Consider the following 19,868-nt stretch of genomic DNA (forward strand, 5'->3'; position numbering starts at 1 on the left):
CTGCGGTGAAGGAGAGAAGTGCTCCCCGAAACGGTTCTCCGAACAGACGACGTGGCACCGGACAGCAGATTCGACCTGTGGCGGGAAGCCATGACGGCGATGATGCCGCCGATGCACATCAGCAGCCAGCACTCTTCCGACTTCTGGGCCCATACACGTCTGTTGACCCTGGACGACGTGCTGCTCTGGCCGGTGGCCATGCAGGCGTCACGCTACCGCCGGACACCGGAACTGATCCGCCGGGGCGATCCCGGGTTCTACCACCTCACGCTCGTGCTGCCGGGAAGCGGACGGCTCAGGGTGGATCACCAGGGCCTGAGGCACTTCTCCCTGGTCAGTGACCTGTACATCCTGGACACCTCGCAGCCCTGTGATGTCGAGGTCGAGGAGAACGAACTGGCCGTGGGAATCGGCGTCGAGATCCCCCGAACCAACTTTCCCCTCGCCACCGAAAGAGCCATCGGCCGGATGCTCGGCCGACGCATTTCGGGACAGGAGGGGTTCGGGGCGGTTCTCTCCCATTTCCTGTCGCATCTCGTCTCCAGGAACTCCGCGCACCAGCCGTCCGATATGCCACGACTCAAGCAGATGCTGCTCGATCTCGTCACCGGAATCGTGTCCCGCGAACTGGACGCGGAGGAGTCGCTCAGTACGGAAACCAGGCGAAGAAACAAATTCCTGCTCATCCGCTCCTATATCCACCAGCATTACCACGATCCGGGGCTGACCCCGCGGACCGTGGCCGCCGCCCACTTCATCTCCCCGCGGCAGCTGCACCGCCTGTTCGAGGCCGAGAGGATCACCGCGGCGGCCTACATCCGCGGCCTGCGCCTGGCGGAGGCCCGCCGCCGCCTGGCCGACCCGGCGCTGTACACCACGTCCGTCCAGACGATCGCCCAGCGCTGCGGCTTCGCCAGCGCAGCGCACTTCAGCCGGTCCTTCTCCGCCGCGTACGGTATGGCCCCGCGCGAGTACCGGGAGCTGGAGCACCGGCAGCAGCTGGACACGGAGCTCCGGGCCCTCGTCCTGCCGCCCGCCACCGGCCGCGACCCGATACCGGTGTAGGACCCGTGTATGCCTGCCGGGCTGCCGGGCTGCCGGGCTGCCGGAAGGATGTCGCTCCGGGTCAACAGCCTGGCACTGATGGTCAAGGACAGTTCGCCGCCGATCGGTCAGAGTTCTTGTGGGCGCCGGGGAACGAACGACGACCGGGCGCCCACAGGGCGGGGGGAACTGCCCTGTGCACGACACGCATCGCCTTTGCCATTCAGCGCGTCGGCCGTCCGGGCCGCCGCGCCATGACCCGAGAGGGAACAGCATGCGATCGAACGTCTTGGTCAAGACGCTCGTCAGTGTCACCACCGCCGTCGGTATCGCCGCCGGGGGGCTGGCGACCGCGGGGACCGCCTCCGCGGCACCCGCTCCGTCCGAGAAGACCTCCGTAAGTGCCGAGGTCGCCCCCTTCGCGGTGGTCAACCTCGGTCTGAACACCACGCAGGCCCGGAACGTGCAGTGCTTCCTCAAGAAGTACTGGAACTACACAGGAGCCCTCGACGGACAGCTGGGCACCAACAGCTGGAAGGCCATGCAGAGGCGTCTGGCGTCCAACAAGGGCTACACCGGCGCCATCGACGGGGTGGTCGGGCCCGGTACGATCTCGGCGCTGCAGCGTCTGCTCCGGTCCTACGACTACACCGGTGCGATCGACGGAATCGCCGGTCCCGGCACCCAGGCCGCGTTCAAGAGGTACGGCAACAACCTCGCCAGCTTCTGCTGAGCCGAGTGATCGCTCCGTAGCGCGGAGCCGATCCCCCTCGCCGACCGCCGAGCGGCGAGCCCTCACCGGCTCGCCGCTCGGCCGCGCTCCGGCTACGGCTGCACCACGATCTTCCGCCCCACCCCCGCCTTGAACTGGTCGATCGCCTCCGGGTACCGCTCCAGCGGCAGCCGGTCGCTGATGAAGACGGCCGGGTCCAGCACCCCGCTCGCGAAGAGCGCGGCGGCCCGCTCGTAGCTGTGCAGGACCGCCATCGAGCCGGTGATGGTGATCTCCTGGTTGTAGATCCGGTACGGCTCGATGACGGCGGTCGTGGCGTAGTCGGCCACTCCGAACTGGAGGAACGTGCCGCCCTTGGCGACCCGGCCCAGGCCGTCCTGGATCGCCGCCGCGTTGCCGGTGGCGTCGATGACCACGTCCCAGCCGCCCGGCCGGTCGAGCTCCTCGGCGCGGGCCGCCGCCCCCGTGCAGCCCAGGAGCGTCGCCGTCTCCAGCCGCTGCGGGTTGACGTCCAGGACCTCCACCGACGCGGCGCCCGTGCGCTTGGCCAGCTCCAGCATCATCAGGCCCATCGTGCCGGAGCCGTAGATCAGCACCTCGGCGCCCAGGTTGCCCTTCAGGACGTCGTACCCGCGCACCGCGCAGGAGAGCGGCTCGATGAGGGCCGCGTCGGTGACGTCGATGTGGTCGGGCAGCTTGACGCAGTTGGCGACCGGGGCGACGGCGAACTCGGCGGCGCCCCCGGGGACGGTGACGCCGATGGCGGCCCAGTTGTCGCAGAGGTTGCCGCGGCCGGAGCGGCAGTAGCGGCACTCGTGGCAGTGGAGCGAGGGGTCGACGGCCACCTTGTCCCCGACGGCCAGTTCGGTGACGTCGGTGCCGACGGCGACGATCTCCCCGGCGAACTCATGGCCGGGCACGATCGGCAGGGTGGGGGCGAACTCCCCCTGGAGAATGTGGAGATCGGTGCCGCAGAGCCCGCAGGACGCCACCTTCACGACCACGTCACGGCGGCCGGGCGTGGGGTCGTCGACCGTGGTGACCGAGACCTTGCCGGGGGCCTCGACGATGGCTGCCCTCATTTGACTGCTCCCAAGGAAAGGCCCTGGACGAGTTTGTCCTGGGCGGCGTAGCCGGCGATGAGCACCGGCAGGGACACGACCACGGACGCGGCGCACAGCTGGGCGAGGAAGAGGCCCTGGCTGGTGACGAAGGTGGTCAGATGGACGGGTGCGGTCCCGGCGACGACACCGGTCAGCACCCGGGCGAACAGCAGCTCGTTCCAGCTGAAGATGAAGCAGATCAGGGCCGTGGCGGCGATGCCGGGGGCGGCGACCGGGGCGACGACCCGGCCCAGCACGGTGGGCAGGCGGGCCCCGTCGACCTGGGCGGCCTCGATGATGGAGACGGGCACGTCGGCGAGGAAGGACTGCATCATCCACACCGCGATCGGCAGGTTCATCGAGGTGTAGAGGAGAACGAGAAGCCAGATGTTGTCCAGGAGCCCGGTGTTCTTCGCGAAGAGATAGATCGGCAGCAGTCCGGCGACCACCGGCAGCATCTTGGTGGAGAGGAAGAAGAACATCACGTCGGTCCACTTGCGCACCCGGCGGATGGAGAGCGCGTACGCGGCCGGAAGCGCCAGCAGGAGCACCAGCAGCGTGGAGAACACCGACGCCATCAGGGAGTTGACCAGCGGGGGCCAGGGGGTCGGCCCGCCTCCGCCGCCGAAGAACGTCCGGTAGCCGTCGAGTGTCAGCGCGGCCGCCAGGGAGGGCGGGTTGGTCGCCGCGTCGGCCTCCGAGTGGAAGGAGGTCAGCACCATCCACAGGGCGGGCAGGCAGAACACGAGGCCCACGGCCCAGGCGGCCAGGCCGAGGGCGGTGGAGCGCCTGCGGGCCCGGGCCGTCGGCGCGGTGGCCCTCGTGGTGGCGCGGGTGCGGGTCGGTGCTGCGGTCGAGGCGCTCATGCGCGGCTCGCCTCCTCGCGGAAGAGGGAGGAGACCACCCGGAGCGCGAAGGTCGCGATGATCACGGTGCCGATCACCACGACCACGCCCACGGCGGACGCCAGTCCGTACTCATGGGCCCGGTAGAAGGTCTCGTAGACGGTGTACGGGAGGTTGGCGGTGCCGAGGCCGCCCGCGGTGATGGTGAACACGGCGTCGAAGTTCTGCACGATGTACACCGAGCCCAGCAGGACGCCGAGTTCGAGGTAGCGGCGCAGATGGGGCAGGGTCAGGAAGCGGAACATCTGCCAGGGGCCCGCGCCGTCGAGCCGGGCGGCCTCCAACGTCTCGGCGGGGCGGCTCTGGAGCCCCGCCAGCAGGATCAGCATCATGAACGGCGTCCACTGCCAGACCAGGGCGGCGGCCACCGCCATCAGGGGCATCTCGGAGGTCCACTCCGGCTGGGCGACGGACTCGATGCCGAAGAGGTTCCCGAACCAGGTCAACGCCCCGTTGAACAGTCCGTATTCGGGGTTGTAGAGCGCGTGTTTCCACAGCAGCGCGGCCGAGATCGGCACGATCAGGAACGGGGTGATGAGGAGGGTGCGGACGAAGCCCCGGCCGAAGAAGGCGCGGTCCAGGAGCAGGGCGAAGAGGAGGCCGAGGACGACGCTGACGATCACGACCGTCGCGGTGAGCAGGACGGTGGTGAGGACCGATTCGCGCAGGGCGGGGTCGGTGAAGACGGAGCCGTAGTTGGCGAAGCCGGTGAAGTGGCGCTGGTCCGGCTTGAGCGAGTTCCAGTCGAAGAAGGAGATCACCAGGGTGGCCACGAAGGGCAGTTGGGTGACCACGATGAGGAAGACGAGTGCGGGCAGGAGCGGTGCGCGGGTCGCCCACGCCCTGGCTCTGCTGCCCGTGGGGCGCTTGCCGGGCGCGGCGGCCGGTGGGCGGGGCGGTGTCGGCCGCACGGCGGTGGTCGTGGTCATCGGTACTCCTCCGCGACCTTCTCGGCCAGCTTCTGGGAGGTGGCGAGTGCGGCGTCCACCGACTGGCGGCCCGCGATGGCGGCGCTGATCTCCTGCGCGACCTTGGTGCCGAGGTCGGTGAACTCCGGTACACCGACGAACTGGATGCCCGCCGTGGGGCGCGGCTGGGTGCCGGGGTTGTCGGGGTCGGCCTCGGAGATCGCCTGCCGGGTCACGTCGGCGAACGCCCCTGCTTCCTTGCGGTAGTCGGGGTGGTCGTAGGTGGACGCGCGTTTGCCCGCCGGGACGTTGGACCAGCCGCTGGTGGCGCCGACGAGCTCCTCGTACTCCTTGCTGGAGGCCCAGGAGATGAACTTCCAGGCGTCGTCGGCCTTCTTGGAGGCGTTCTGCATGCCCCAGGCCCAGGTGTAGAGCCAGCCGGAGCTGTCGGTCCGCTCGACGGGGGCCGGCACGTAGCCGATCTTCCCCTTCACCGGGGAGCCCTCGGCCTCCAGCGATCCGGCGCCGGCGGTGGCGTCGTACCACATGGCGGTCTTGCCCTGGGTCATGTTGTTGAGGCACTCGGCGTACCCGGACTGCGGGGCGCCGAGCTGTCCGTGCTTGCGCACGAGGTCGACGTAGAACTGAGTGGCCTTCTTGAACTCCGGTGCGGTCAGCCGCGGTTGCCAGTCCTCGGTGAACCAGGTGCCGCCCATGGTGTTGACGACGGTGGTGAGCGGGGCGATGACCTCGCCCCAGCCGGGGAGCCCGCGCAGGCAGATGCCCTTCATCCCGCGCTGCGATCCGTCGGCCGCGGCGGCGAGCCGGGCGACCTCCTGCCAGGTGGGCTTGGCGGGCATGGTGAGCCCTTCCTTCTCGAAGACGTCCTTGCGGTACATCAGGAAGGAGGACTCGCCGTAGAAGGGCTGGGCGTAGAGCTTGCCGTCCTTGTGGGTCAGCGACGCGCGCAGCGGCGGGAGGATGTCCTGCTGGTCGAAGTCCGGGTCGGCGTCCACGTAGCCGTCCAGCGGGCGCAGCCAGCCGTTCTCGGCGAAGAACGGCAGCTCGAAGTTGGAGATGGTGGCGATGTCGTACTGACCGGCCTGGTTGGAGTAGTCCTGGCTGATCTTGTCGCGGACGTCGTTTTCGGGCAGCACCGTGAAGTGGACGGTGATGCCGGTCTCCTCGGTGAAGTGACGCTTGGTCAGTTTCTGGAGCTCGACCATCTGCGGGTTGTTCACCATCAGGACATTGAGGGCGTCACCGCCCCCGAAGGAGGTCCCGCCCGCTCCGGCGCAGCCGGTGGCGAGGAGGGCGAGTGCCACGACGGTGGCGGCCGTGCGGGGCAGCAGGCGGCGTGGTCCGTGCCGTCGGCGGGGGTGGTGGCGCATGGGGACTCCTGATCAGTCGTAGCGGCTCGGTGATCGGGTCGGGCGGGGACGGTACGAGGGGTGGCGAGAGGGTGCCGGGTGGTCCTGGGGGGGCGTGCGGGGGTGTACGGGGGCAGGGCGGACCGCGCCCCGACGGGGGGGCGGGGCGCGGTGGTTAAGGGGGGGGGTGCGCGGCCGGTACGGGAGCGGGGGCGCGGGAGGTCGGGTCAGACGCGGATGACCTGGGGGCCCAGGAGGGAGTAGCGCTGGGCCTCGGCGGAGGAGAGCCCGGCGTCGGTGACGATCGCTTCGAAGTCGCCGACACCGGCGAACCGGCAGAAGCTGACCGCGCCGAACTTGGAGTGGATGCCGACGAACACGCGGCGCCGGGAGCTCCGCATGGCCTGGGCCTTGACCTCGCTGACGGCCGGGTCGGGGGTGGTGAGGCCGTACTCGCGGGAGATGCCGTTGGCACCGACGTACGCCAGGTCGATGACGAAGCCCGCGAGCATCTTGGAGGCCCAGTGGTCGACGGTGGCCATCGTGGAGCCGCGCACCCGGCCGCCGAGGAGCAGCACCGAGAGCTTCTCGGCGTCCGCGAGGACGGTGGCGACGGCCAGGGACGCGGTGACCACGGTCAGCGGCCGGTCCCGGGGCAGCGCCTCGGCGACGAGCTGGGGGGTGAAGCCCTCGTCGACGAAGACGGTCTCGGCGTCGCCGAGGAGGTCGGCGGCGGCCGCCGCGATCCGGGACTTCTGCGGGACGTTGCGGGTGGTGCGGACCGCGAGCGTGGTCTCGAACCCCGCCGACTCGACCGGGTAGGCGCCACCGTGGGTGCGGCGGACGAGACCGTGCTCCTCCAGTACGTGGAGATCGCGGCGCACGGTCTCCTTGGCCACCTCGAACAGCGCGGCGAGGGCGTTCACCTCGACCGCTCCGTCCCGGCGGGCGGTGTCGAGAATTCCCCTGCGGCGTTCGTCGGTGTCCACGACACACATCCCTGGTTGTTGCGGTGGCACTGTTCGGGCGGCGGCCGGTCCGTTCGGGCCGCTGTGTCGTTTGTACAAGCAGGGCCGACCGGTCGACCAGGCTCTCCGCGGGGTTCCCTCTGCCCGTTCGTGCCCGTTTCCCCCGACGGAAAACCGCTGGTCACCGCCGTACCGGTGGGCTTTCCGGGCGCTCCCCCCGCCCGCTCGGCAGGGGTATGGCGCCCGTTTCGCGCCCGATCGGGGGAACGGGTGCCCGTTCCCCCGAGGCCCAGGGCCTCAGACGGCGGGCTCGGGCTCCTCCAGTCCTTCGAGGCTGTCCATGAAGGAGCTGACCGAGAACACGGCGCGGCCGGGTCCCGCGGGGCCGTAGCCGGGCGGGGAGTTGAGGCCGAACTCCTCCAGCGTCGCCCGGTACGCCTGGAGCAGGCGGATGTGGTACTCCAGGGGCGCACCGAGCGGGTTCGCCTTGCCGAGCGGGGTGGTGGGCTCCGGGCACCAGGTCGTGAAGCGCGGCACGACCCCGTTCGCCATGAAGAACCGCAGCCCCTCGGTGGTCGAGTCGATGGCCTCGCTGACCTTGGTGAAGCCGAAGGGCTCCGCCATCTCGATGCCCGCGACGAAGTTGGGGATGACGTTGCGCGGCCCGAACACCTCGGCGGACTCCAGGATGCGGCGGTGCCACTCGTCCCGGCCGACGTACCGCTCCTTGCCCGGGCAGTGCAGCTGGAACAGCCGCCGGTCCCACACCTCGAAGTTGGGGTGGTAGATGCGGATGCCGTAGTCGTGGAAGCGCTGCACGTCCTCGCGGGGCAGCGCCTGGGCGACCACCTTGCCGGTCCAACGGCCGGGGAAGCGCTCCTCGATGGCCTTGGCGTAGTGCCCGTAGAAGTCGGCCTCGTCGCGTCCGGCGACCTGGGAGGTGATCGAGCCGCCGGTCAGGGTGTAGGCGCGGGAGACGCCCGCGGTGTCGTACCGGTCGATGATCTCCAGGGCCTCCAGCACTTCTTCCACCGGCTTGACCCCGGTGTAGGGGCGGCCGGCCGCCTTGTGCTGGCGCCAGTTGTGGTTGATGTCGCAGAACTGGCACTCCTCCTTGGCGCCGAAGTACTGGCACACCCGGAAGACCGTCAGATAGATGAGGTAGCCCCACTGGATGGTCGGGGCGACCTCCATCACGGACTTCCCGTTGGAGAGCTGGTGGCGGTAGTACTCCGGCATCGGCGGCAGCCCGACGTCCGCGATCCGCGCCCCGTCCAGGTAGAGGCCGAGCGTCCCGTCCTCGCCGCCCCGCACGACGTACGGGGAGTCGGGGTTGACCCGCACCGACACGACGGTGCGGCGCAGCCCGTAGGGGCCGCCGGTCAGCACGACCTCCTCGGGCGGCCGGTTGAGCGCGGCGGCGCCGAGCTCGGGCAGCGTGCGGTGGTCGAAGGAGAAGATGAAGTACGACTTCGGCTTCACGTCACCCGTGGCGCCGCCGACCGATCCGCTGAGCGCGGACTCGTCGAAGGCCATGCCGCCGCGCAGCAGGTCTTCCTTGATGACGGCTTCCCGGGGCACCTCGGGGAAACGCCCCATCAGGTCCTCGACCAGTGCCGTACGACTGCTGCTCGGCATGTACGCGAACCTCCGTTGTCACCCCACCCGCGACTGCGCACGCACGGGTGGGCAGGTCTGTCCAGTCAGGTTCGCAAGCCTACGCCAACGCCTTCGGCCACCCGCACTGACCAGCGGGAAACGGATTCCGGGGGTGGTCCGGCGCCCTGCCTGGGACAATGCGAGCAGGGCGGGGGCGAGAAGTCGACCGACCACCTGGGGCCGCACATGTCCGGCACACCGACCGCAGCGTCCGGGGCGCCGATCCGGGTCTTCCTGCTGGACGACCACGAGGTCGTACGCCGTGGGCTGCACGACCTCCTGGGGGCCGAGCCCGGCCTGGAGGTCGTCGGGGAGGCGGCCACGGCCGCCCAGGCGCTGGCCCGGGGCCCCGCGCTGCGGCCCGATGTCGCGGTGCTCGATGTCCGGCTGCCCGACGGGGACGGCATCACGGTCTGCCGGGAGCTGCGCTCGCGGATGCCGGGGCTGGCCTGTCTGATGCTGACGTCCTTCGACGACGAGGACGCCCTGCTCGACGCGATCATGGCGGGGGCGGCCGGGTACGTACTGAAGCAGATCAACGGCTCGGACCTGGTGTCGGCCGTACGGACCGTGGCGACGGGCCAGTCGATGCTCGACCCCGCGACCACGGCCCGGCTGATGCGCACCCTGCGCACACCCGAGCCCGCCGGGCCGGTGGAGGACGAGAGGCTGTCGGTCCTCTCCGAGCGGGAGCGTTCGGTGCTCGACCTCATCGGCGAGGGCCTGACCAACCGGCAGATCGCCGAGCGGCTCTACCTCTCCGAGAAGACCGTCAAGAACCACATCTCCCGGCTGCTCGGGAAGCTGGGGGTGGAGCGCCGGGTGCAGGCGGCCGTCATCGCGACGGAGGTACGGGAGCACGGGCAGCAGCAGGGGAAGTGAGCGCCGGGGCGGGGCGGAAGGGCCGTACACCGTCGGAGTGAGGGCGCCTTCCGGGCGGGAGTCCGTACGCCGTCGGCAGGCGGAAGCCGTACGTCGCCGGGGGCCGTACCCCGCTGGGAAGCCGTACGCCGCCGGCAGGCCGTACGCCGTTGGAGTGAGGGCGCGGGACCGTACGTCACGCGCATCCGTGCCCCGCGGGCAGCGGGACCCGCCACTCCAGCACGGTGCCGCTTCCCGGGGCCGGGCGGGCGCCCACGGTGAGGGTGCCGCCGAGCCGCTCGGCCCGTTCGGCCAGGTTCCGCAGGCCGCTGCCCCGGGCACCCTCGGGGAGGCCGACGCCGTCGTCGGCCGCGGTGACCGTCAGGAAGCCGTCGTCGGCGACCACCGACACCTCCGCCTCCTCCGCCTCCGCGTGCCGGGTGATGTTGCTGAGGGCCTCCACGACCACCGCGATCACCTGGTCGGCCACGTCCTGGGGCACGTCCGTGTCGATGAGCCCCTCCATCCGCAGGGCGGGCGGGAACCCGAGGGCGGAGGCGGCCGTGTCCACCGCCCGGACGACCCTGGTCCTGAGCCCCGGGGCGTCACCGGCGGGCTCGTGCTCCCGGAGGCCGAAGATGGTGGACCGGATGATCTTGATGGTGGAGTCGAGGTCGTCGATCGCGCGGCCCAGCCGCTCGGCCGCCTCCGGATGCTCGACGAACCGGCGGGCGCTCTGGAGTGTCATCCCCGTGGCGAACAGCCGCTGGATCGCGAGATCGTGCAGGTCACGGGCGATCCGGTCGCGGTCCTCGAGCAGGCTCACCTGCTCGGCGGCGCGGCGGCGCTCGGCCAGTTCGAGCGCCAGCGCGGCCTGACCGGCGAAGCCCGGCAGGGCGGCGATCTCCGGACCCGCGAACAGCGGGCCGCCCCGGAGGCGGGCGAGGATCAGGACCCCGCTGAGCTTCTCCTTGGTGCCCACGATGACGGCCACGGCGGGGCCGAACCCCTCCCAGCGCTCGGGGCGCACGGTGATGCGCGGATCGTTCCCGACGTCGGCGACCGTGACCAGGCCGTCCACGGCGAGCGTGACACCGGCGAGGGTGCCCCGGGTGGACGGCAGCGCCATCCCGCGATGGGCCTCGGCCCCCTCCCCGTGGGCGAGGGAACCGCTCAGCTCGCCGTCCGGCTCCACGAGGTGGAAGACGCCCAGGTCGGCACCGGCGATGTCCACCGCCCGGGCCAGCATTCCCTCCAGGACCTCCGGCTCCGCCGAGCCGGAGAGCAGCGCGCTGGTGAGGTCGGAGCTCGCGGCGAGCCACCGCTGCCGCAGCCGCCCCTCCTCGTAGAGGCGGGCGTTCTCGATGGCGATGCCTGCCGCGACCGCCAGGGTGGAGACGACGGCCTCGTCCTCCGCGTCGAAGTCGGCGCCGCCGCGCTTCTCGGTCAGGTAGAGGTTGCCGAAGACGTCGTCGCGGACCCTGATGGGCACGCCGAGGAACGAGTGCATCGGCGGGTGATGGGGCGGGAACCCGTACGAGGTGGCGTGCTCGGACAGCTCGCTGAGGCGCAGGGGTTCCGGGTGCCGGATCAGCTCGCCGAGGAGGCCGTGGCCGGAGGGGAGGTCGCCGATCCGTTCCCGTACGTCGTCGCTGATCCCGATGGGGAGGAACTCGGCGAGCTTCTGGTCGTCCCCGATCACGCCCAGCGCCCCGTACTCAGCGTCCACGAGGACGACCGCCGCCTCGACGATCCCCCGGAGCACCTGCGGCAGCGCGAGCTCCCGGCCCACCGACATGACGGCCTCCAGCAGGCCGTTCAGCCGGTCGCGGGTTCCCCGGGCCTCGTCGATGCGGCCCTGGAGCTCGTCGAGCAGCTCGTCGAGCCGCAGGCGCGGGAGCCTGGCCCGTGGGGTCTCACGGCCATCCCCGCCCATGGCTACCTCCGACGGCGTCGAGGGGGCGGACAGCGTGCGTCCCGTCCCGGGGGCGGACGGCGTGCGCCCGCACTTCCCAACGTAACCGCCGTGCCGTACGGGCTCATGTCGAGTGCCGAGCCACGGGCGATCACGGGTGCGCACCGCCGGAACATCATGTGCGCGCCCCGTCGGCCGGGCGCGCGGCCCCACCGTGCGGGAGCATGACAGCCACGCCACACCGTCCGGCCGCGTGGCCCCCACAGCCCGGGCACTACGCCACGCCACCGCCCGGGTGTTACGGCTCCGCCTCCAGCGGGACCGTGATCACCGGGCAGCGGGCCCGGTGCAGCAGCCCGTGGACGACCGAGCCGAGGCGCATACCGGTGTAGCCGCCCTGGCCCCTGCGCCCCACCACGACGGCCACCGCGTGCTCGGCGGCGTCCGCCAGCGCCTCGACCGGGGACCCGGTCACCACCTCGTGGCTCAGCCGGACGCCGGGGTACGTCCCGGCCCACCCGGCGACGCTCTCCGCCAGCAGCCGGCGCTCGGCGTCGAGCAGGGTGTCGCCGTCGCGGAACGAGAACACCGGCGGCTGCCACACGGCGACGGCCCGCAGGGCGCAGCCCCGGAGGGCGGCCTCCTCGAAGGCGAACGCGAGAGCCGCCTTCGACGCCTCGCTGCCGTCGACGCCCACCACGAGGTACGGCGGCTGCCCGGCCTCCTGCCCGGTGCCGCCCACGACGACCACGGGGCAGCGCGCCTGGGCGCTGACCGGGACGACCACCGAGTTGGCGCTGAGGATCTCCTGGGCCCGGTTCAGGTGCCGGGAGCCGAGGACCACCATCCGGGCCTCACGGGTCAGGCCCGCCAGTACGGGCGCCGGGAGCCCTTCGAGGAGGGACGCGGTGGTCCCGGTGTCCGGCCGCCGCTCCCGGGCCCAGGCGTCGGCCGCCGCGAGAGCCTGTACGCCGGTCTCCTCGGCCTCCCAGTGGCGTGGCGCGTCCCCGGGGCGGCGGGGGTCGTGGAGCGGCGGGACGGTGACGACGAGCCGCAGCCCGAGCCCGCGGCGGTGGGCCTCGTCCGCTGCCCAGCCGACCGCCGGGTGCCAGTCCTCGCGGGGGTCGACCCCGACCACGATCTGCTGCTCCCGCCGTGCCGCCGTACCGCTCATGGGGTCCTCCTGCCGGGCGGGGCGCCCGTCGGGGGTGGTCCCTCCAGGGTGGCACCGGCGGGGGCGCGGCGCAGAGGGCCCGCCGGGGACGGAAAGGGGCCCCGGTCGGTCCGGCCGGAGGGCCGTTCGGCCCCTCCTGCGTCCGGCGTCCGGGGCGGAAGGTGGGGAGGGAGGGAGAGCGCCGGGAGGAAGCCATGCCCACCACAGACCATCTCGTGGAGACCGTGACGTCGCTGGTCGAGGACGCCGTCACGGCACCGTCCATGCACAACGCCCAGCCCTGGAGGTTCGTCCACCGCGCGGGCACCCGTTCGCTCGCCCTGTACGGCGACCCGTCCCGTACCCTGCCGACCGGTGATCCGGACGGGCGCGGGCTGCACCTGGGGTGCGGTGCTGCCCTGTTCAACCTGCGGGTGTCCGCCGCCCACCACGGCTGGGGCACCGCCACGGAGCTGCTCCCCGATGCCCGCGACCCCTGGCACCTGGCCGATGTCGTGCTCCGGGAGCCCGGCCCGGCGGACCCCGGGTCCGACGCAAGCTCCGCGGCCCCGGGGCCCGACGCGGGCCCGACGGACCTGTACCCCGCCCTGCGGCAGCGGCACACCAGCCGGTTCCCCTTCTCCGACGAGCGGATTCCAGGGGAGATCCTCGACGGGCTCCGCGGCGCCGCCCTCCTGGAGGGGTGCAGGCTGATCCTGCCGGGGTCCTGGCACTCGGACGCCGTCCTGGACCTGGTGCGGGACGCCGAGCTGTTCGAGTCGGCGGATGCCGCGCTGCGCGAGGAGATCGCCTCCTGGACCCGTACGGGCCGGGCCGGTGAGGGGCCCGCCACCGAAGGCATCCCGTCGTACGCCTTCGGCCCCCGGCAGTACGGGGTGACCGCCCCCGCCCGGGACTTCGACGCACCGCGCGACCTGCCGGGCCGGGCCGTCGCCACCTTCGAGGAGAACCCGCAGATCGCGCTGCTCGGCACGATGGACGACGCCCCGGCCGACTGGCTGCGGGCGGGGCAGGCCCTGGAGCGCGTCCTCCTTCAGGCCACCCTCGACGGTCTGTCGACCTCGCTGATGTCGCAGCCCCTCGAATGGCCCGAACTCCGCTCGCTGACCCGTGAGCCCGGTTCCCTGACCGGCTTCGTCCACATGGTGTTCCGGTTCGGCTACGGGCCCCGGGGAGTGGCCACGCCCCGGCGGCCGGTCGCGGAGGTCCTGACCGTGGAGTGACGGGTCCGTGAATGACCGGTCAGGCCGAGCGGCCGGATCAGGCGGAAGGCTCGTTCGCGCGCGGAAGGCTCGTTCGCGCCGGATCAAGCGGAAGGCTCGTTCAGCTGTCGCCGTCAGCCGTCGCCGCGTACCCCGGGGGAATGATCTGGACCGGGCAGTGCCCGTGGTGCAGCAGCGCGTGCGTGACCCGCCCCAGCGCGGCCCCGGACCCGAGCACCCGGTTCCTGGTGCCCATGACCAGCAGGTCGGTCAGGGCCGTGGCCTCGACGAGGATGCCCGGGACGCTGGTGCCCGTCTCGACGTCGTGGGTGACGGTGAGGTCGGGGTACAGCTTCCGTATCCGGTCGGCCACGGCGGCCGTCTCGTGCACCTTCTCCTCGGTGATCTCCCCGACGGTGTCGAGCATGGTGGTGAACCTGCCGACGTAGGCCAGCACGTTGGTGACGCTCAGCAGCCGCAGCGACGCCTGGTGGACCCGCGCCTCCGCGGCGGCGATCAGCAGCCAGTCGAGATCGGACGTGCTGTTCACGGCCGCCGTGACCACCCCCGTACGCGGCCGGTCGGGCTCCCCCCGTACGACGGTCACCGGCACCGCGGTCCGCGCGGCCACGCCCAGTCCGACGGAGCCGAGCGTCAGTGCGGCGAAACCGCCGAGCCCTCTGCTGCCCACGACGATCGTGCCCCGGTCACCGGCCGCCGCGTGCAGCGAGGTGACCGCGTCCTCGCGGCTGATCTCCTTCGTCACGGTCAGGTCGGGGTACTTCTCCCGTACGGCGTCGGCCGTGTCGTCCAGCAGGTCACGCGCCATGTCCCGCAGCGCCTGGATGGTCTCGGCCGACGTGAGGACGGAACGCCCGTCGATGTCGGTGCCGTGGACGACGGTCAGCGGCCGGCCGCGCAGGTCGGCTTCGGCGGCGGCCCACAGGGCGGCCGCGCGTGCCTGCGGGGACGCGTCCACTCCGACGACGACAGGGCCGAGTTCCACGGGGTCGGGAAGGTCGCTGGTCATGGCTCCTCCTCGGGGGTGGGCCGGGGGCTCGGGGGTGGCCGGGGACTACCCCTCCACGGTCGCACCGGAGGGGAGCCCCGGCATGGGCCCTTCGGTCCCGATCCGGCCCTCTCGGCCCCTCGCCCCGCGGGCGCGGTCGTGGGGAGGCTGGACGCGTGGTTCCGGAACCGGAGCCCTGTGCGCCGAGGAGGCCGTGGCCATGACCCCCCATGTCACCGTCGGAATGGACGAGTCCCCCGAGAGCCTCGCGGCGGCGCTGTGGGCCGCGGAGGAGGCCACCCTGCTCGGCGTCGCGCTGCACCTCGTCCATGTGGAGGAGTGGCCGGTCACCGCGGAGGTGCCGGTGCTCGCCGCCGAATCGCTGGCCGAGCGGTTCGACACCCTGCTGCGCGGCACGGCGGACCGGGCCCGGCGCGAGCGACCCGGCCTCGAGGTGACCACCGGGATGTCACGCGGACGGGCCCCCGGCGAGCTGACCGCCGCCGCGAACGAGGCCGAGGTGACCGTGCTGGGGTCGCGGGGGCTCGGCGGTGTCGTCGGCTTCCTCATCGGCTCGGTGTCGCTCGCCGTCGTCGCCCGGGCGCGGCGGCCGGTGGTGCTCGTGCGCTCGCCGCGGGACACCCGGCAGGCCCCGGCCGGGGCGGGCGGCGACGGTACGCGCTCGGGCATCGTCCTGGGGCTCGACATCGAGCACCCGTGCGACCCCGTGCTCGCTTTCGCCTTCGGCGAGGCCGCCCGCAGGGGCGAGGAGCTGCGGGTCGTCCACAGCTGGAACCCGCCTCCGACGTACGGGTACGCCGCGATCCTGGACCCCGGCATCGGCAGCGGTCTCGGGCAGCGGGCGGCCGAGGGGCTGGCCGGGACGCTGCGCCACTGGCGGTCCAGGTTCCCGGCCGTCCGGGTGGTGGAGAGGGCGGTGGCCGGGCCTGCGGCGGCCGAGCTCGTCGACGCGTCACGGAACGCCGGTCTGCTGGTCGTCGGGCGGCGCAGCCGCCGCTCCCCGGTGGGCCCGCACCTCGGGCACGTGGCGCACGCCGTGATCCACCACAGCCCGGCGCCGGTCGCGATCGTGCCCTTCGAGTGAACCGGCCGGCTCCCTTCCCGGCGTCCCCGGTTCAGCGGGCGTCATCAGTTCAGCGGGCGTCCCCCGGCGCGTCGTTCACGATGATGCGGCGCCCCGTGATCCGGCGGGGCGCGAGGATCATGACGTGGTCGCGCCCCTCCCCCGCCCAGGGCGTCGAGTACGCGGCCTCCCTGAGCCTGCGCGCGGTGTCCTCGTCCTCCACGACCCGGACCGGGCCCACGAGCAGCACGCTCCAGCCCTTGCTGAAGGCGTCGTCGATGTGGTCGGTCTCGAAGGCGATCTCCGTGTCGGCGGCCCCGGCGAGCGGGGAGCGCTCCCCCGTGCTGAACATGACCTCGCCGTCGAGCACCTGGTAGTTCACCGGCAGGACGACGGGCCCGTCGTCCTGGGTCAGGGCCACCCGCCCCACCCCGTGGTCACCGAGCAGGGCCCAGCACTCGGTGTCGTCGAGTTCGACCATCCGGGCCTCACGGGCCGCCCGTCCGAGGCCGCTCGGCAGGTCGACGGTGCCTCCGGTCAGCTCCCGGACCGTGGTCTCCAGCGCGTCGGCGAGCCGGAGCAGGAACCCGATGCCGGGGGTGGCGTCCTGCTCCTCCACGTACTGGATGTAGCCGGGCGCGGCCCCCGCCCGTAGAGCCACGTCCTGCCGGGACAGACCGAGCTGAAGGCGACGCGCCGCAACGCGCCGGCCGATGTCGCCTCGCGGCGGATGCGGTGGTCGGGCCATCGTGGGGTCCTTCTTCTCGTCGGGGCGGGGGCATCGCCGGGCGGAGGCCCTGCACGCCCACGCTAACGAGAGCCGTGACCGTGCGCAGCGCGGAGCCCGGGGACGTACGCCCCCATGGGCCACCGGGAGTTCGCGGAGTTCACCCCGACGGGAGCACCTGGAGGGGTGAAATCCGTTAGGTTAGGCTCGCCTTACGCAGAGCGAGCCCCTCCCCTCCTCAAGGAGATGTTCATGCGCGTGCTCCTCCGTCCCCCGGGCCTCGACCTCTCCGGCCGCTCATGACCGGCTCCGGACCGGGCCTCCCGGCCGACCCCGAGAGCCCCTTCACCGCGTTCGGGCTTCCGGGCAAGCCGGGCACCGACGCGTTCTGGGCCGCCGCCCGGGCCCCCCTGTCCGTACCCGCGGGCGACGGCTGGCTGACGCTGTTCCTGTGGCGCGGGACCCCGGCGGAGATCGCGTTCGAGAGCTGGTCGCGGCCGGTCCCCCTGCGGCGGTGGGCCGAAACGGACTGCTGGTACGCCGAGGTGCCCATGCCCGCCCGGCTGCGGGTGACCTACCAGCTCGTCACGGACGGCACCCCCCGCGCCGATCCGCTCAACCCGGCCGGGGCAGGCGGTGACCGCTCGATCGCCGCGACCCCGGACGCCCCGCCGCAGCCGCACTGGCCTGCCGTCGGCCCGGACGACGTCCTGCCGCTGCCCGCCACCCGGCTGCGGTGGAGCAGCGAACGGCTCGGCGGGCGGCGGACCGTGCGCGTTCACCCGGTCGGCGGCGGGGGGCCGGTGGTGGTGCTGCTCGACGGGGACGACTGGCTGTATCTGCACCCGGCGATGACCGCGTTCGACGCGGCCGCGGCGGCGGGCGACATGCCGCCCGTCACGCTCGTCCTCCTGCCGGCCAGGGACCGGTCGGCGGAGTTCGGGTGCGGGCCGGAGCTGTGGGAGGCGGTCCGGGACGAGCTGCTGCCGCTGGTGGCCGGATCGGGCGTGCCCGCGGAGCCGGACCGGCTGGTGGTGGCGGGGCAGAGTCTGGGCGGGCTGAGCGCGCTGTACGCGGCGGTGGAGTTCCCGGAGCTGGTCTCGCGGATCGCCTGTCAGTCGGGGTCCTTCTGGTGGCGGCCCGGTGCCGAGGAGCTGCCGGACCCGCTGGGTGGTCCGGTCGGCGGGACGATCGCCGAACTCCTGCGCCGGGGGCCCGACTTGTCCGGGCTGCGGTGCGCGTTCGACGTGGGGGAGCACGAGACGCGGATGCTGCCCCACTGCGAGCTCGCCGAGGCCCTCACCGAGCGGGCCGGGGCGACCGTGCGGGTCTCCCGGTCCGCCTCCGACCACGACCGGGCGGGCTGGCGGCAGGCCCTCCTCAGGGATGTCGCCTGGGCGCTGGGCTGACCCGCCCCGGTGAATCTCCGGGCCGCCCCCGCCGGACGGCTCACCAGCCCCGGAGGTTCACCGGGCCACGGCCGCGCAGTACTCCGCGTCGGTGGCGAGCAGATTGCGGTGGGTGTCCTCGGCGGTGATGACGCCGTCGTCCAGCACGAGCACCCGGTCGGCCGCGTCCAGGAGCGCCGGGCTGCTGGTGATCACGAGCGTGGTGCGGCCCCGGCGCAGCTTCGCGATGTTGCGGGCGATGAGCTGTTCGGTGACCGCGTCGACGGCCGTGGTCGGGTTGTGCAGGACCAGGACGTCGGTGTCGGCGGCCAGCGCGCGGGCCAGCGAGAGCCGCTGCCGCTGCCCGCCGGAGAGGTTCGCCCCCCGGTCGCGGACCGCGTAGTCGAGCCCGTCGCGGTGGAGGGCGACGACATCGGTCAGCATGGACGCCTCGACGGCCTCGGGGACCGAGCGGCTGGTGCCCGACGGGTCGATGTTCGTACGGAGCGTGCCGCCGAAGATCTCGGCGTCGTACGGGTTCACCAGCAGGTGCTCCCGGACCGCCTCGACCGACAGGTCCGCGAGCGGCCGGCCGCCGAGCCGCACCTCTCCCCCGTACGCCGGTGGCGGCACGTTCACCGCGAGCACGGCGGCCAAGTCGGCCGCCGCACGCGGCTGGTAGGGGGCGATCGCCACGAACTCCCCCGCGTTGACCTGGAACTTCAGCCCTTGCAGGGTTCCGTGCCGTACGGCGTCGACCTCCAGGTCCCCGCCGGGGGCCGGGCGTTCGGGGCCCGGGGCCGTCACCGGCGGGGCGTTGAGCACCAGCGCCATGCGCTCGGCGGAGGCGCGGGCGATCATCACGTACTTGGGCATCTCCGAGAACATCTTGAGCGGTTCCATGATGAACTGCGCGAGGCCCACGGCCATGACCAGCTCCCCGATGGAGATCCGGCCCTCGAACGCCAGCCAGCCCGCCGTCAGGGAGACGGCTGCGGCGAGCGCCGCGTTGAGGGCCAGCGCGGTGCCCGCGTACACGCCGTTCACCCGGGCGACGGTGATCGCCTGGCGCCTGGCGTCGGCGCTGACCCTGCGGTAGGAGCCGAACGCCGCGTGGTTGCCGCCGAAGCCGTGGAGCGGGCGCAGGCCGATGATGAGGTCGGCGACCTTGGCGCCCGCCCGCGCCACCCTGGCCTGCTGCTCCTGGGTGCCGGCCCCGATCCGCTTCGACATCACCGCCAGGACCGACAGGATGCAGACGGTTCCCACGACGACCAGCAGCCCGAGCCTCAGGTCGGCCAGGCTCAGCGCGACGGCCGCGACGACCACCGCGACCAGCGAGCTGACCAGCAGCGGCACCACCTCGATGATGTCGGCGGTCTGGTCGGCGTCCTCGGTGGCGATGGTCAGGATCTCGCCGGACTTGAGGTCGACGTCCCTGGCCACCGGCTGGAGTCCGCAGGCGGCCACCTGGACCCGCCAGCGGTGCGCCTCGGTCGTATTGGCCTTCTGGAGCACCCGCATCCCGAACCGCCACGACAGGGACACCGTCGTGATGATCACGGCGAGCGAGCCGATCGACACCCCGAGCGAGCCGAGGCTGCGGTCCTGCATCGTGTGCTCGACGATCAGTCCGAGCGCGATGGGGAACGCGGTCTCGGCCGCCTGGTAGAGGCCCATGAGGACGGTGCCCGCGATCATGGCGCCGATGTTGCGGCGCAGGGCGGTCCGCAGGATGGCGGCGCCCGGGCGGGGGCGCTTCGTGTCAGTCTTCATCGATGGGTGTCAGTTCTCGTCAAGGTGGCGGGGGCCATCAGG

17 protein-coding genes are annotated in these 19,868 nt (G+C 72.5%); 6 read left to right on the forward strand and 11 right to left on the reverse strand.

Annotated elements, in window-relative coordinates:
* The first annotated feature begins 18 nt into the window (after positions 1 to 18).
* Positions 19 to 1,065 (forward strand): AraC family transcriptional regulator, encoded by a 1,047-nt coding sequence (locus B7C62_00990; GenBank protein ARF70985.1) that lies wholly within the window; start codon positions 19 to 21, stop codon positions 1,063 to 1,065.
* A 253-nt stretch (positions 1,066 to 1,318) separates the two neighbouring features.
* Entirely contained in the window at positions 1,319 to 1,777 is a 459-nt protein-coding gene (locus B7C62_00995; GenBank protein ID ARF70986.1) for a lysin, read from the forward strand.
* A 92-nt stretch (positions 1,778 to 1,869) separates the two neighbouring features.
* Here B7C62_00995 and B7C62_01000 read toward each other — a convergent pair whose 3' ends face one another.
* The 6 genes from B7C62_01000 to B7C62_01025 all read right to left on the reverse strand — a co-directional run bounded on the left by B7C62_01000 (position 1,870) and on the right by B7C62_01025 (position 8,669).
* Positions 1,870 to 2,859, reverse strand: coding sequence for an alcohol dehydrogenase (locus tag B7C62_01000; GenBank protein ID ARF70987.1), 990 nt, complete (start codon positions 2,857 to 2,859; stop codon positions 1,870 to 1,872).
* On the reverse strand, positions 2,856 to 3,746 hold the full coding sequence (locus B7C62_01005; protein ARF70988.1) for a sugar ABC transporter permease: 891 nt from the start codon (positions 3,744 to 3,746) through the stop codon (positions 2,856 to 2,858). The genes B7C62_01000 and B7C62_01005 overlap by 4 nt, the downstream gene beginning before the upstream one ends.
* Positions 3,743 to 4,714 carry a sugar ABC transporter permease gene (locus tag B7C62_01010; protein ID ARF70989.1) on the reverse strand — a complete coding sequence of 324 codons (972 nt, stop codon included), beginning with the start codon at positions 4,712 to 4,714 and terminating at the stop codon, positions 3,743 to 3,745. The genes B7C62_01005 and B7C62_01010 overlap by 4 nt, the downstream gene beginning before the upstream one ends.
* Positions 4,711 to 6,084 carry a sugar ABC transporter substrate-binding protein gene (locus B7C62_01015; GenBank protein ID ARF70990.1) on the reverse strand — a complete coding sequence of 458 codons (1,374 nt, stop codon included), beginning with the start codon at positions 6,082 to 6,084 and terminating at the stop codon, positions 4,711 to 4,713. The genes B7C62_01010 and B7C62_01015 overlap by 4 nt, the downstream gene beginning before the upstream one ends.
* A gap of 206 nt (positions 6,085 to 6,290) precedes the next feature.
* Positions 6,291 to 7,052 carry a transcriptional regulator gene (locus tag B7C62_01020; protein ARF70991.1) on the reverse strand — a complete coding sequence of 254 codons (762 nt, stop codon included), beginning with the start codon at positions 7,050 to 7,052 and terminating at the stop codon, positions 6,291 to 6,293.
* 276 nt (positions 7,053 to 7,328) lie between these two features.
* The gene (locus B7C62_01025; GenBank protein ARF70992.1) at positions 7,329 to 8,669 is read right to left on the reverse strand and encodes a radical SAM protein; all 1,341 of its coding nucleotides are present in this window, start codon (positions 8,667 to 8,669) and stop codon (positions 7,329 to 7,331) included.
* Positions 8,670 to 8,876: 207 nt separating this feature from the next.
* Here B7C62_01025 and B7C62_01030 point away from each other — a divergent pair, with 207 nt between their 5' ends.
* The gene (locus tag B7C62_01030) at positions 8,877 to 9,572 is read left to right on the forward strand and encodes a DNA-binding response regulator (protein ARF70993.1); all 696 of its coding nucleotides are present in this window, start codon (positions 8,877 to 8,879) and stop codon (positions 9,570 to 9,572) included.
* A 175-nt stretch (positions 9,573 to 9,747) separates the two neighbouring features.
* On the opposite strand, the gene B7C62_01035 is transcribed toward B7C62_01030, so the two are convergent.
* Together B7C62_01035 and B7C62_01040 are read right to left on the reverse strand one after the other, a co-directional pair.
* On the reverse strand, positions 9,748 to 11,487 hold the full coding sequence (locus B7C62_01035) for a histidine kinase (GenBank protein ARF70994.1): 1,740 nt from the start codon (positions 11,485 to 11,487) through the stop codon (positions 9,748 to 9,750).
* 277 nt (positions 11,488 to 11,764) lie between these two features.
* Positions 11,765 to 12,640, reverse strand: coding sequence for a universal stress protein (locus B7C62_01040; protein ID ARF70995.1), 876 nt, complete (start codon positions 12,638 to 12,640; stop codon positions 11,765 to 11,767).
* An 875-nt stretch (positions 12,641 to 13,515) separates the two neighbouring features.
* Here B7C62_01040 and B7C62_01045 point away from each other — a divergent pair.
* Entirely contained in the window at positions 13,516 to 13,863 is a 348-nt protein-coding gene (locus B7C62_01045) for a hypothetical protein (GenBank protein ARF70996.1), read from the forward strand.
* 100 nt (positions 13,864 to 13,963) lie between these two features.
* Here B7C62_01045 and B7C62_01050 read toward each other — a convergent pair whose 3' ends face one another.
* Positions 13,964 to 14,872, reverse strand: a complete 909-nt coding sequence (locus B7C62_01050) for a universal stress protein UspA (GenBank protein ARF70997.1) — start codon at positions 14,870 to 14,872, stop codon at positions 13,964 to 13,966.
* A 199-nt stretch (positions 14,873 to 15,071) separates the two neighbouring features.
* On the opposite strand from B7C62_01050, the gene B7C62_01055 reads away from it, so the two are divergent.
* On the forward strand, positions 15,072 to 15,956 hold the full coding sequence (locus tag B7C62_01055; protein ID ARF70998.1) for a universal stress protein UspA: 885 nt from the start codon (positions 15,072 to 15,074) through the stop codon (positions 15,954 to 15,956).
* Positions 15,957 to 16,005: 49 nt separating this feature from the next.
* Here the strand turns inward: B7C62_01055 and B7C62_01060 are convergent, their stop codons facing one another.
* Entirely contained in the window at positions 16,006 to 16,683 is a 678-nt protein-coding gene (locus B7C62_01060) for a DNA-binding protein (protein ID ARF70999.1), read from the reverse strand.
* Positions 16,684 to 16,961: 278 nt separating this feature from the next.
* Between B7C62_01060 and B7C62_01065 the strand changes: the two genes are divergently transcribed.
* Entirely contained in the window at positions 16,962 to 18,071 is a 1,110-nt protein-coding gene (locus tag B7C62_01065) for an enterochelin esterase (protein ARF71000.1), read from the forward strand.
* A gap of 57 nt (positions 18,072 to 18,128) precedes the next feature.
* Here the strand turns inward: B7C62_01065 and B7C62_01070 are convergent, their stop codons facing one another.
* Positions 18,129 to 19,826, reverse strand: coding sequence for an ABC transporter (locus B7C62_01070; GenBank protein ID ARF71001.1), 1,698 nt, complete (start codon positions 19,824 to 19,826; stop codon positions 18,129 to 18,131).
* Positions 19,827 to 19,868: the final 42 nt, after the last annotated feature.

It is taken from the genome of Kitasatospora albolonga (assembly GCA_002082585.1).
Lineage (GTDB): Bacteria > Actinomycetota > Actinomycetes > Streptomycetales > Streptomycetaceae > Streptomyces > Streptomyces stephensoniae.

What these genes read in the sequence shown, in the direction of transcription:
- B7C62_01015 (ARF70990.1), bottom strand. Translation starts at nt 6,084, where the DNA reads ATGCGCCACCACCCCCGCCGACGGCACGGACCACGCCGCCTGCTGCCC.
- B7C62_01005 (ARF70988.1), bottom strand. Translation starts at nt 3,746, where the DNA reads ATGAGCGCCTCGACCGCAGCACCGACCCGCACCCGCGCCACCACGAGG.
- B7C62_01040 (ARF70995.1), bottom strand. Translation starts at nt 12,640, where the DNA reads ATGAGCGGTACGGCGGCACGGCGGGAGCAGCAGATCGTGGTCGGGGTC.
- B7C62_01010 (ARF70989.1), bottom strand. Translation starts at nt 4,714, where the DNA reads ATGACCACGACCACCGCCGTGCGGCCGACACCGCCCCGCCCACCGGCC.
- B7C62_00995 (ARF70986.1), top strand. Translation starts at nt 1,319, where the DNA reads ATGCGATCGAACGTCTTGGTCAAGACGCTCGTCAGTGTCACCACCGCC.
- B7C62_01035 (ARF70994.1), bottom strand. Translation starts at nt 11,487, where the DNA reads ATGGGCGGGGATGGCCGTGAGACCCCACGGGCCAGGCTCCCGCGCCTG.
- B7C62_01025 (ARF70992.1), bottom strand. Translation starts at nt 8,669, where the DNA reads ATGCCGAGCAGCAGTCGTACGGCACTGGTCGAGGACCTGATGGGGCGT.
- B7C62_01065 (ARF71000.1), top strand. Translation starts at nt 16,962, where the DNA reads ATGACCGGCTCCGGACCGGGCCTCCCGGCCGACCCCGAGAGCCCCTTC.
- B7C62_01070 (ARF71001.1), bottom strand. Translation starts at nt 19,826, where the DNA reads ATGAAGACTGACACGAAGCGCCCCCGCCCGGGCGCCGCCATCCTGCGG.
- B7C62_01000 (ARF70987.1), bottom strand. Translation starts at nt 2,859, where the DNA reads ATGAGGGCAGCCATCGTCGAGGCCCCCGGCAAGGTCTCGGTCACCACG.
- B7C62_01060 (ARF70999.1), bottom strand. Translation starts at nt 16,683, where the DNA reads ATGGCCCGACCACCGCATCCGCCGCGAGGCGACATCGGCCGGCGCGTT.
- B7C62_01050 (ARF70997.1), bottom strand. Translation starts at nt 14,872, where the DNA reads ATGACCAGCGACCTTCCCGACCCCGTGGAACTCGGCCCTGTCGTCGTC.
- B7C62_01030 (ARF70993.1), top strand. Translation starts at nt 8,877, where the DNA reads ATGTCCGGCACACCGACCGCAGCGTCCGGGGCGCCGATCCGGGTCTTC.
- B7C62_01055 (ARF70998.1), top strand. Translation starts at nt 15,072, where the DNA reads ATGACCCCCCATGTCACCGTCGGAATGGACGAGTCCCCCGAGAGCCTC.